Source organism: Shewanella hanedai, from assembly GCF_007197645.1.
In the GTDB taxonomy this organism is placed as follows: Bacteria; Pseudomonadota; Gammaproteobacteria; order Enterobacterales; family Shewanellaceae; genus Shewanella; species Shewanella hanedai.
Map to the genome: position 1 here is coordinate 1 of NZ_VKGK01000044.1, position 12,064 is coordinate 12,064.

11 protein-coding genes and 6 tRNA genes are annotated in these 12,064 nt (G+C 37.7%); 15 read left to right on the top strand and 2 right to left on the bottom strand.

Annotated features, from left to right (window positions below):
- Positions 1-372 precede the first annotated feature (372 nt).
- From FN961_RS23125 to FN961_RS23150, 6 genes are all read left to right on the top strand, one after another.
- Positions 373-448: transfer RNA gene (locus FN961_RS23125), tRNA-Glu, on the top strand.
- A 75-nt stretch (positions 449-523) separates the two neighbouring features.
- Positions 524-599, top strand: a tRNA-Glu gene (locus FN961_RS23130).
- Positions 600-1,048: 449 nt separating this feature from the next.
- Positions 1,049-1,124, top strand: a tRNA-Glu gene (locus FN961_RS23135).
- Between the two features lie 75 nt (positions 1,125-1,199).
- Positions 1,200-1,275, top strand: a tRNA-Glu gene (locus FN961_RS23140).
- Positions 1,276-1,376: 101 nt separating this feature from the next.
- A tRNA-Glu gene (locus FN961_RS23145) sits at positions 1,377-1,452 on the top strand.
- 40 nt (positions 1,453-1,492) lie between these two features.
- Positions 1,493-1,568: transfer RNA gene (locus tag FN961_RS23150), tRNA-Ala, on the top strand.
- Positions 1,569-1,860: 292 nt separating this feature from the next.
- On the opposite strand, the gene FN961_RS23155 is transcribed toward FN961_RS23150, so the two are convergent.
- Both FN961_RS23155 and FN961_RS23160 read right to left on the bottom strand, forming a co-directional pair.
- Positions 1,861-2,736: a LysR family transcriptional regulator gene (locus FN961_RS23155; protein WP_144042517.1), complete on the bottom strand. Its 876-nt coding sequence runs from the start codon at positions 2,734-2,736 to the stop codon at positions 1,861-1,863.
- A 735-nt stretch (positions 2,737-3,471) separates the two neighbouring features.
- Complete coding sequence (locus FN961_RS23160) at positions 3,472-4,569, bottom strand: DcaP family trimeric outer membrane transporter (protein ID WP_144042518.1); 1,098 nt, start codon at positions 4,567-4,569, stop codon at positions 3,472-3,474.
- 487 nt (positions 4,570-5,056) lie between these two features.
- On the opposite strand from FN961_RS23160, the gene FN961_RS23165 reads away from it, so the two are divergent.
- From FN961_RS23165 to FN961_RS23205, 9 genes are all read left to right on the top strand, one after another.
- Positions 5,057-5,866, top strand: a complete 810-nt coding sequence (locus tag FN961_RS23165) for a putative hydro-lyase (protein WP_144042519.1) — start codon at positions 5,057-5,059, stop codon at positions 5,864-5,866.
- 39 nt (positions 5,867-5,905) lie between these two features.
- A complete protein-coding gene (locus FN961_RS23170; protein WP_144042520.1) occupies positions 5,906-6,997 on the top strand; it encodes a TRAP transporter substrate-binding protein in 1,092 nt (363 codons plus the stop codon).
- A gap of 42 nt (positions 6,998-7,039) precedes the next feature.
- Positions 7,040-7,222 carry a hypothetical protein gene (locus FN961_RS23175; RefSeq protein WP_144042521.1) on the top strand — a complete coding sequence of 61 codons (183 nt, stop codon included), beginning with the start codon at positions 7,040-7,042 and terminating at the stop codon, positions 7,220-7,222.
- Positions 7,223-7,277: 55 nt separating this feature from the next.
- Positions 7,278-7,910: a TRAP transporter small permease subunit gene (locus FN961_RS23180; RefSeq protein WP_144042522.1), complete on the top strand. Its 633-nt coding sequence runs from the start codon at positions 7,278-7,280 to the stop codon at positions 7,908-7,910.
- A 2-nt stretch (positions 7,911-7,912) separates the two neighbouring features.
- A complete protein-coding gene (locus FN961_RS23185) occupies positions 7,913-9,199 on the top strand; it encodes a TRAP transporter large permease (protein ID WP_144042523.1) in 1,287 nt (428 codons plus the stop codon).
- Positions 9,200-9,315: 116 nt separating this feature from the next.
- Positions 9,316-10,044, top strand: coding sequence for a 5-oxoprolinase subunit PxpA (locus FN961_RS23190; RefSeq protein ID WP_144042524.1), 729 nt, complete (start codon positions 9,316-9,318; stop codon positions 10,042-10,044).
- Positions 10,045-10,046: 2 nt separating this feature from the next.
- Complete coding sequence (locus FN961_RS23195; protein WP_221936142.1) at positions 10,047-10,727, top strand: 5-oxoprolinase subunit B family protein; 681 nt, start codon at positions 10,047-10,049, stop codon at positions 10,725-10,727.
- Positions 10,724-11,644 (top strand): 5-oxoprolinase subunit C family protein, encoded by a 921-nt coding sequence (locus tag FN961_RS23200; RefSeq protein ID WP_144042525.1) that lies wholly within the window; start codon positions 10,724-10,726, stop codon positions 11,642-11,644. The genes FN961_RS23195 and FN961_RS23200 overlap by 4 nt, the downstream gene beginning before the upstream one ends.
- 162 nt (positions 11,645-11,806) lie before the next feature.
- Complete coding sequence (locus tag FN961_RS23205) at positions 11,807-12,058, top strand: OadG family transporter subunit (RefSeq protein ID WP_144042526.1); 252 nt, start codon at positions 11,807-11,809, stop codon at positions 12,056-12,058.
- The last annotated feature ends 6 nt before the right edge of the window (positions 12,059-12,064 follow it).

Genomic DNA, 12,064 nt, shown 5'->3' on the forward strand with positions numbered 1-12,064 from the left:
GTTGCTCATGCCTTTGAGTTTCAACCTATAAGCTCTTTATTTGTAGAGTCTAAAGAATGAATGTCCGGGTCCCCATCGTCTAGTGGGAACAAGACTAGGACACCGCGCAGTGTTTTCTTATAGAGAGTACGGCGGTAACAGGAGTTCGAATCCTTTGGGTTTGGGACTATAGACAGCTCTCTTCACTGAGCACTCTGGTTAAGAGTAAAGATGAGTCCGGGTCCCCATCGTCTAGCGGGAACAAGACTAGGACACCGCGCAGTGTTTTCTTATAGAGAGTACGGCGGTAACAGGAGTTCGAATCCTTTGGGTTTGAGACTATAGACAGCTCTCTTCACTGAGCACTCTGGTTAAGAGTAAAGATGAGTCCGGGTCCCCATCGTCTAGAGGCCTAGGACACCGCCCTTTCACGGCGGTAACAGGGGTTCGAATCCCCTTGGGGATACCACTATTTATAAAGCGTTGAGTTTTAGCCTATAAACTCAATGAATATTCACTCTTTGCAGAGTCTAATGCAGTCCGGGTCCCCATCGTCTAGAGGCCTAGGACACCGCCCTTTCACGGCGGTAACAGGGGTTCGAATCCCCTTGGGGATACCAATATTTCTTTTTAACTGATGTGATTCGGTTAAATGTGAAAAGATTCACTTCCTGAAGGGAAGTAGTCACATGTAACGTTGTTGCTCATGCCTTTGAGTTTCAACCTATAAGCTCTTTATTTGTAGAGTCTAAAGAATGAATGTCCGGGTCCCCATCGTCTAGTGGGAACAAGATTAGGACACCGCGCGGTGTTTTCTTATAGAGAGTACGGCGGTAACAGAGGTTCGAATCCATAGCCTTCGGAATTGAACTTATAGATAACTCTTTATTTGTAGAGTCTAAAGAATAAATGTCCGGGTCCCCATCGTCTAGCGGGAACAAGACTAGGACACCGCGCAGTGTTTTCTTATAGAGAGTACGGCGGTAACAGAAGTTCGAATCCTTTGGGTTTGGGACTATAGACAGCTCTCTTCACTGAGCACTCTGGTTAAGAGTAAAGATGAGTCCGGGTCCCCATCGTCTAGAGGCCTAGGACACCGCCCTTTCACGGCGGTAACAGGGGTTCGAATCCCCTTGGGGATACCACTATTTATAAAGCGTTGAGTTTTAGCCTATAAACTCAATGAATATTCACTCTTTGCAGAGTCTAATGTAGTCCGGGTCCCCATCGTCTAGAGGCCTAGGACACCGCCCTTTCACGGCGGTAACAGGGGTTCGAATCCCCTTGGGGATACCACTATTTATAATAATCAGACTTCGGTCTGGTTGTTTAAGCGTTAAATCTTAGCCTATAGATTTAATGAATATTCACTCTTTGCAGAGTCTAATGCAGTCCGGGTCCCCATCGTCTAGAGGCCTAGGACACCGCCCTTTCACGGCGGTAACAGGGGTTCGAATCCCCTTGGGGATACCAATGTTTTACAAAGTTTCATGCAAGTTCCAGTGCGTGAAATGGGGCCTTAGCTCAGCTGGGAGAGCGCAACACTGGCAGTGTTGAGGTCAGCGGTTCGATCCCGCTAGGCTCCACCATATCAATACTTGTTACTATAATCATTGATGCAGGCAGTAATAAGGAAAAAACCACCGAAAGGTGGTTTTTTTATGTCTGAATTTTACACTTCCTGTTTATTATTCTCTGCGTAAATAGGATAGAAGAGGGCGGCTAACGATCGACTGGTTTTCTATGTGTGTCTGTTTGTTATAATATTTTATCCAAATCTGTTGTTATGAATAATTGACAAAATTAAAGAGCAATGGGATTTGGGATAAAGCTGGCTGTACTGTATGACCTCTACCATTTGATCACAGTGCAAAGATACGATTACTTGGCAACAGCAAGCGCTAACTCAATGGCTTTTTTTATCAAGCCATTGTATGGGGACTTAGGATAAGATGCTGTGAAATGTAAGTTGTTAGGCACCCAGTTCGTATTGACTATTTCTAGTTTTCCGCTGGCCAATTCGGCATCAATCATTTTTTTGGGTAACGGACTAACGCCTATCCCATCAGTTACCATGCGCAAACATGCAGATAATGAGCTGCATGAAAATAGTCTAGGTGGTGGAATGTTTAATTCACGAAATTTATTGCTTATATCTTCATATGGACGTGTGTTTCTAGCATAAGTAATGACTGGCCACTGGCTTAGTTGCTCTATTGATGTTGTCATTTTTGCCATGCCTAACTTTGGGTTAGCTACCCATATCAGCGAGAATTCACATAAATCTACATTTTCAATTTTACTGTCTGATACTGGGCCCATTAAAAAAGCTAAATCCAATGATTGTGAAAGCAGTCCTTCTCGTAAATTGGTAGTGACATCAACGGTTATTTCTACGTCTAGCTTAGGGAAGGTATTATGAATTTTATTCAAAAATGTAGGTAGCCATGTGTGAACAATAGTTTCAGATACGCCTAGTCGTAATAATCCACATAATGGTGAGTTTTCATCGGCCACCTCTTTTAATTGCTCTGCCATATGCATTATTTTTTTTACATACGGTAATATTTCTTGTCCTTTCGATGTTAAAGATACTGGGCTGTTATCACGTTCAAACAGTTTTACCCCTAACTCTTCTTCTAATGCGATAATCCGTGCTGATATGGAGGGTTGAGTTGTATTCATTTTTTCGGCTGTTAGTCGGAAATTTCCTAGAACAGCAACCCACATAAATGTTTCAAGACGTTTAAAATTCATAACAAAACCTTAGCTCTCATCAATAAGCGAGACACGCTTATCTGTTAAATATTCGTACTGAACCAGACTGTTTAGTGCATTTTTGATTCTTTTTAACTTGGCTCGTCAGTTGTCATCTCTAGACTCATTCAATCAAAATAAGAGATGGCTATGTGTCTGTGAACCTACATCACTTCCTTTATAATAGCTATGTGGCTAGAGGGAGCTGTAAAGTGCTCTCTAAGGCTAATTTATTATTAGCTTAGCTCATGTGCTATTACCTGCTTGGGCCTAGTAATGAGACTCATGGGCTTTAATGTGTATTACTTGGAGTATATTTAATGTGGTGTAAGAATACTGAGTTCGTCGGGTGTCTATCATGGCAAATTTGGGCATGATCTTGTTTGATAATAAAGTCATCAGAATATGATTCTGTGATGACATAGTCCATAAAGGTGATAGGTTATAATTTCAGGGATCATCTGAGCCCATTATTCTGGTCTTATATATCTATTTCTTATCATTTTAAGCTGCAATTACCCCATGTAACGTCAGGGAAACAATGCTAAAAGGTGTGTTGAAGCGATATTGTCGATTCATAGTGCTCAATCTTTGATTTAGTCAGCATATCGATAAATAATCAGAACAATGACGATGAAGTTGTCGTTGTTCTGATTATTTTTTACTGTTCTTAATCACATATGTCCAAAGGTTTTAGCGATAGCAAGAATAGTGATATTTGATAGTTAAAAGGCATCAAAAAGCATACTTAACACCTAACTGTAAACGGGTATTATTCGCATCATCACCATTAAACTCCACTTTTCGATTGTGTTGCAGTTCAACAGAGTATTCAATGCCATCATCCATTTTCCAAAAGCGATTAATATGAAATTCAATCGATTTTTCAAAGGTGTCAACAGACAAGCCATCTTGACGGTCGATTTTTAACTGTGCAATAGATGCATTGAAGCTACCATCATCAAGTTGATGCTTAAATGCTACTGCGACACTCGTGCTTGAGACGGCTTGCGCATCTCCATTGCTATCAATGTATGCATTTGCTGAGTACCATTTTTCTTGATTATAACGTCCAGGAGAACCAAAAATTGTGCTAATAGAAATTTTATCTTTAGCGCCTAGATTAACGGCAAGACCTAGGTGAGCCGCAGCAGCAACAACAGAATCTTCTACCCCAGAGTTATTTGTTATGTCAGCTGCTCTTATAAGGCCAGCAACATAATAACTAAACAGATCCCCTTGCTTCCTATATTTGACAACCATGTCGGGTAATATATCGTTGGAATGACCCATATAAGTTTTCAGTTCAGGGTTCTCTAACGAAAATGACCAGTTGTTATTGGTATAACGAATTTGAGATTGCCTAATAAATGACACACCTGGACTACTGGAAAAATCAACAAATTTCGGATATGCAATCCAATCCATAAATGTTGACCAGTTTTGTCCAACCATCCAATGGTCACTTTCTATATAGGCAAGCCTTAAGCGTAGAGAATGAGAATTTGATACGACTTGGTTTCCACCGTTACCATAAAAGTCTGTTTCTATCACAGCTTTAATTCCATCATTTTTTGCCGTAAAGTTAAGCCTACTTTCTCTAGCATGAATACGAACACTTCTTTGTTCTTCAATATCTCCAGTTTTCAAACCACCAGTAAAAGCCAAGTCTCCTTGATCTTGATTACTATCGATAATTAAATCGACTTTTACATACCCTCCAATATTTATATCCCAATCGTTAACTTCAGTTTTAAGTAATGCAGCTTCTGCAGATGCCATACTTAATACTGTACCCGCTATAAATGTAATTATTATATTTTTATTGCTCATTTTTATTACCTGTGAAGTGAGTTTTTAATTCAACAAGTTAAACTTAGTTCTCATTTGATGTATTTTAATAATATGACAGTAAGTGATAATGTTTTTTGATGGACAATATTGACAGTCCTGTCAGTTGTTTTATTTAATTGCTATTTACGTTAAGCCTAATTACAGTACAGGTAATTAAAAAAATAAGTCCAATCGTTAATATTTACTGTGAGTGATAGATATTATCTATCGGTATGTGGTTTTGTGGTTCTATAACCTAGGCTTCTCACCTTTACCGTTAATATTAGTTATCCATAAATATTAAAGTAAGAGTGTGAATAATGAATTTAGTACCTATCGTAGGGGGGAATAATGTTGGTTATCATTAATTTAACATACTCATAACCAAAGCTTATCAATGCTGTTAAATAGTTTCAATTAGACATGCAGGCTTCGATGTAAGATAAATATTAGCCATCGGGATAGATATCTTTATGGATGGATTAGAATGCAGAAACCAGTAAATAATAATTTTAAAGAGTCATTGCTACACACTGTGGACTCTCTTAGGAAGAGCATACGTTCTGGCGAGATGGATGATAGTACAAGTGGCTTAGTGCCAGGTTTAGTTCAAGTAAATATCGTCATCTTACCTAAAATATGGGTACATGATTTCTTACTTTTTTGTCAAAAAAACCCTATAGCCTGCCCACTCATTGACGTTTTCGATGCTGGACAGTTTCTATTAAAAAGCTTAGGGAAAGATATAGATGTTCGTACAGATATTCCTGAGTACTGTGTTTTTGTTAATGGAGTTAAAACTGAAGTAAAAAAAGACATATCAGATTTGTGGCAAGATGACTTTGTTGTTTTTGCATTAGGATGCTCTTTTAGTTTCGAGTATGCGTTACAGCAAGCAGGGTTATCTATCGCAAACCTAGAGTCTAATCGTAATGTTTCAATGTACGAAACTAATGTTCCAACCAATAGTGTTGGAGTGTTTCAAGGTAATGTAGTTGTATCCATGAGACCGTTTACACCTGCTCAGGCGATAAAAGCGATTCAAATTACAAGTCAATTCCCTCTGGCTCATGGCGCGCCTATTCATATTGGAAAGCCAGAGATGATAGGTATTCACTCTCTAAGTAACCCATCTTTTGGTGATGCTGTTGAAATAAATGAAGAGCATATTCCAGTATTCTGGGGTTGTGGTGTTACACCTCAAGTCGTTATTAATAATGCTAAAATTCCGATGTTCATCACTCATGCACCAGGGAAAATGTTAATTACAGACAAGCTATATTCTGAATTACGTTAATAATAAATTCTGCTATAAAAATAAAATAAAGGTGAAATTATGAATGTATTATCTAAGGTTCTTTTTACAAGTGTATTGTTACTCAATACCAACGTTATATTTGCTAGTGACAATAACAAGGAGGATAACGCGGAGACGAGTAATGTTCAAATTGATGACGTTAAGGTTTCGGTTGTTGGAACTTGGAGCATGCTGTCTCAGTATAAGCAATTTGAACGTCCTTTTTGGAGTGAAACGATTACTGAGAATAGTAATGGTGCCGTCATTGCTGACGTAAAAGGCTTTAATGAGATGGGATTAAAGGGGAGTGAAGTCGTAAGGTTGATGAAGAGTGGCGTTATAGACTTTGGCTCTACAGTGCTAGGTTATTTGGCTGCTGACAATCCCAAAAATGAAGCGATAGATTTAGCTGGATTAAGTCCCAATATAGAGACTGCAAAGATAGTTTCCGATGCATATAAAAATGAACTTAGCGAGTTATACAATAAAACATACGATATTAAACTATTGGGGCTATGGCCATATTCAGCTCAGGTTCTGTTTTGTAATGTACCAATAACAGGGCTTTCGGATTTAAAAGGTAAGAAAATCCGTACATCAAATAGAACACTTGCTGAGTTTGTTGGTGCATTGGGAGGAGTAGGTGTAACGATGTCGTTTGGTGAAGTGGTACAGAGTTTACAGAAGGGGGTTGTGGATTGTGCTATTACAGGTTCAATGTCTGGCTATAGTGCAAAGTGGCATGAGGTAACCACCCATTTGTATACCTTACCGTTAGGTTGGGCCAATGTTATGCATGCTGTGAGTAATAAAGCTTGGAACAAGTTACCGAAAGCGACGAAAAATTATATTGAACAAGAGATCAATGGCCTTGAAAGTGGCATATGGAAAGGTGCTGCACTGGAAACGGAACAAGGAATCGCCTGTAATACTGGTCATGGTGAATGTCAATCTGGTGAACCTGCAAATCTAATATTAGTCGAGTATACCGAGCGTGAAAGTAAGTTATTGGATAATATTTTAAGTGATCATGTTTTACCATTATGGGCAGAACGTTGTGGTAAACCTTGTGTAAATAAGTGGAATGAAACGATTGGTAAAGCAGTAGGGAAAGAAATAGAAACCAAGTAACGTTTGCTAAGGTGATAATAAGTTAGGTTTTGAGGATGTAAAATGGTTAATACACAAGAATTAAATAATTGTGATTATTTACTTTGTTTTAATGAACAACGTGAGAATGTAACAAAAAAAACAGAGAAAGAGAGGAGAGATACATTAAGTATGTTAAGCACAAATTTTCCAACTGTACTTGTCGATGACAGTGAAACTGAAAGTTATATTAGAGGATATAATTAAACCCTCTTGATTTACGTTAACTTTTAAATAATATAATTATAAGAGATGTTATTAAATGAATCTTGATAATAATAAAACCAACCTTAATCCCATTACTGGCTTATTAGACTCTATGATTGCTAGAGTAGAGACTATATCTCAGTGGATGGCGATTGGAGGAGGTGTGTTGATACTTTTTTCTGTTTTCCTTATATTTTCTGAAGTTGTTCTTCGTAAGTTATTCAATGTTTCGATTGGCGGTGCGGATGAGCTGTCTGGATATGCATTAGGTATTAGCATTACCTGGGCTTTAGCCTATAACGTTATTAGACGTGTAAATGTGCGCATTGATGCTGTCTATCAAATGTTGACTCCCCGTTACGCCTCATTTGTGAATGTAATGTCACTCATATCTCTAGGCTTAATAGGTATTCTACTTGTCTACTATGCAGGGCTGACCACGTTAGATACCTGGGAATTTTCATCAAGAGCAAACACTCCATTAGGCACACCATTAATTATTCCACAGTTCCTATGGTTATTGGGTTTTGTATTGTTTGAAACAACAATTCTATTGTTATTTATACGAAGCCTTATCGCTATTTTTTCAGGAGACCATGTCAAAGTTAACGACTTATGTGGTGTGCGGACTGTTGAAGATGAAATTATGGCAGAAAATCTTGATTTTGATAAACCTAGAAAGGTGTAGTTATGTTGGCTTTTACTTTAGTTATTTTGTTGGTGTTGTTGGCCCTAAGTATACCTATTGCCTCATCACTTGGTATATTGGCATTCTCATTGGATTCAAAGTATTCATCATTACCTTTATATAAGGCAGTTGGTGAAATAGCTTGGTCATCAAGTACTGATTTTTTATTACTATCTATACCCTTGTTTATTCTTTTAGGGGAAATAATGCTTCGCTCTGGAACGGCAGAACGTATGTATGATGGTCTTGTAAAATGGATCTCTTGGTTACCTGGTGGCTTACTACATTCAAATATCGGTGCCTGTGCATTATTTGCCGCGACATCGGGTTCAAGTGTTGCTACCGCCGCAACGGTAGGCACTGTTGCTTTACCACAAATCAAAAAACAGAAATATAATGAACCCCTGTTTTTAGGGACTTTAGCTGCAGGAGGCACATTAGGGATATTGATACCACCGTCTATCAATATGATTATTTATGGCGTGTTAACAGATACATCAGTACCTAAGCTATACATGGCAGGCATCATACCTGGGATCGTATTAGCTGGGTTGTTTACTTTATTAATCGTTATTTTATGTAGTTGTAAGAAATCACTTGGAGGACAGTCTTTACATTATTCATGGTCAGAAAAAATATCAAGTTTACCATCGTTGTTACCACCAGTATTTATATTCATTATCGTGGTAGGTGCAATATATGGCGGTTTTGCTACACCGACAGAGGCGGCTGCATTAGGTGTTGTGGGTTCATTGGGGATAGCTTTTAAGCAAGGAAAGCTAAGTTTATCAATGATAAAACTAGCGCTTGAGGGAACAGTAAAAACGTCATCTATGGTTCTACTTATCATTATTTGTGCTTACTTTCTTAATTTTGTATTGGCGGGGATTGGTTTAACTGATGAAATAAATAGATTTATAGTTGAATTAGAGTGGAGCCCAGCCCAAACAATTTTGGCTATTATTGTTTTTTATTTAGTGCTTGGTTGCTTTATGGAAACATTGTCAATGATGATAACTACCGTGCCAATAATGGCACCGATAGTTATTGGTATGGGATATGATCCAATATGGTTTGGAATATTGTTGATGGTGTTGTTGGAAACAGCTCTGATATCTCCACCTATTGGATTGAATTTATATGTTGTTCAAGGCGTTCGAGAACGAGGTGATATATCGGATGTTATGTTAGGTGTGATCCCTTTCTTCATAGCAATGTTAGCTATGATTGTATTAATAGTATGTATCCCTGAAATAGTAATGTGGCTTCCTGAACTTATTTACAATTAAATATTATAAGGTGGTTCTCGCTACAATGGTATTGAACTAGTTAATTGTTATCTAAAGTTTGATTAATAATGTATTAATTAGTTCGTTTTTTATTAGTAACTGAGAGTTGAATTCAAATGAAAATTAATTGTGACTTAGGTGAAAGCTTTGGTTCTTGGTGTAAAGGCCAAGATGAGCTAGTTATGCCGCTGATTGATCAGGCCAATATCGCGTGTGGTTTTCATGCCGGCGATCCTCAAATAATGGAAAATACGGTTAAACTGGCTATTGAAAATAATGTAGAGATTGGTGCACATCCGGGTTACCCAGATCTTATCGGATTTGGCCGTCGACCGTATTCTTGTGATTTATTAGAGTTAAGAAGTATTCTGCTTTATCAAATTGGAGCCCTGCAGGCAATGTGCAGCAGTTTAGGCACCAAGGTATGTTATGTAAAGCCTCATGGCGCTTTATATCATTCTATGATGAAAAATGAGGAGGTGATGAAATGTATTGTGCAAACTCTTTCCAGCTTACCTTTCCAACTGTCATTAATGGTACAAGCATCGACTGAACACGGTAAACATATTGATATCGCATCTAGCTTAGGTGTTAAGTTGATTTTTGAAGCATTCGCAGATCGTTCTTATGTTGATCACAATAATTTGGCAGGAAGAGAAATACCAAATTCTGTTAAACATGACAGTGATGAAATATTTTTAAATATTAAAAATATGAAAGAAAACCATCAAGTAGTCAGTATTTCTGGTGAAGTTATTGATATGAACATGGATACTATTTGCTTGCATGGCGATAATGAAAGTTCATTGTTAGCGTTAGAGAAATTACACCGTGTAGGACTATGATTGTGGATATTAAAATAATAAATGAATCTTCACTTATTATCTATTTTGGAAATGAGATAACGCCAGAGAATGGAGCTTTGGTATCACAGGCATGTAACATCATTTTGAAACAGCTATCTTCGATTGTGATTGATTATATTCCATCATATTGTTCATTGCATTTAAGTTTTGATATAAGCCGAGTCAACATACTCTCCATCAGAACTGATATACAGAATATTTTGAACTGTCAGCAAAGTATCGCAAGTGTAGATAGTGATTTAGTTATTGAAATCCCTAGTTATTATGATGTGGAAGTCGGCTTAGATCTTAACAATGTTGCTGAAGAGTCTGGATTTTCTATAAAGGAGGTCATTGAGTCCCATAGCCAGGTTATATACCAAGTATACGCAATTGGTTTTGCTCCTGGTTTCGCGTATATGGGGAATGTTGATAAAGGCATATCATTACCAAGAAAAAGGACTCCACGAACTAAAGTGCCTAAAGGAAGTATTGCTATTGCTGAATCTCAGACGGCAATATATCCAACTGAATCTCCAGGAGGTTGGCACATTTTAGCCAGAACCCCGATAGAGTTAATTGACTTTAACAGTGAAAATCTTACCCCTTTGAGTGTCGGTAATCGCGTCAAATTTGTTCCCATTAATAGGATTGAATATCTGAAAATGGGAGGCGTTTTATGAGCTTTGATATAATTAAATGCGGTATGTTGTCTCTATTACAAGATTATGGGCGTTACGGATATCAGCGCATTGGTGTTACTTCAGGTGGGCCAATGGATGAACATGCTTTTTTATGGGCAAATAAACTATTGGATAATGTTGCCAATGCGACTCAGATTGAGATTACGTTTGGTGGACTAGTACTAGTTGCGACTAAGTCCACAGTGATTGCTATAACAGGAGCAGACTTAGGCACTCATATAAATGAAAAGGTGGTAAAACCCTGGAGAACTTATAATATTTCTGTAGGCGATACTATTACGTTTAATCAACCTAACACTGGCTTGCGAGCATATCTTGCCGTAAAAGGTGGATTCCATGTAGAGCCTCATCTCGGCAGTTCTGCAACTGTTGTTAGGGAAGGGATCGGTGGTATTCAACGAAATGGGGTGAAACTTGAGGTTGGTGATAAGCTAAAATACACCCCTTACACAAATCAATATTTTCGTACTGTTTCTTCTCATTTTATTCCTGACTACTCAGGGACAATTGAGTTGGGGGTCATACCATCATATCAATTCAATGGCTTCTCTAAACATCAAACTAATATTTTCTTTAGTTCTACATATGAAATATCTAATCAAATTGACCGGATGGGTTACCGTCTAAAGGGAGAGGCTATCACATATGATGGTAACGGGATTATTTCTGAAGGTATCTCTATGGGGGCGGTGCAAATCCCTCAAGACGGACAGCCAATAGTGTTACTTCGTGATAGGCAAACTATTGGTGGCTATCCAAAAATTGGTTGTGTTAGTGCTTTAGATTGTAATTTGTTAGCGCAAAAGAAATCTGGAGATACCATCACTTTTAAATTGATTGACCTGCAACATGAACAGGGCAGGAGATGTATCTTCAATAGGTTTTTCTTCGATTGAAGTATTGTTGTTTATTTTAAATATTCAGCTGCATTTTTGTTATACATTAAATTTATTACGTTCTAATTTAAAAGGTGTGAATACGTCGTGGATGTTTTTCATCTAAATTACTCATGGTTTAAATTTATCCGTCGTTTGTCTTTTTATTTTAAGGTGTGTTTTATGGATGTTTACCAGGCGATTATTACTGCATTAAATATTATGTTGCTGGGGATGTTTTGTGTATTTACTTTTCTTGGGGTATTAATTTTAGCTGTAAAGTCTGTCGCGTATTTTTATTCTGTCAATAATGAAGTTGTCTTAGATAAACCTAAAGCAATAACTAATAACAATACAGATGTTATTGCGGCTATTACTACAGCTATTTATCAATATCGAAAATCTCGTTGTATGCCACACAATAAATATAACTAAGGAATT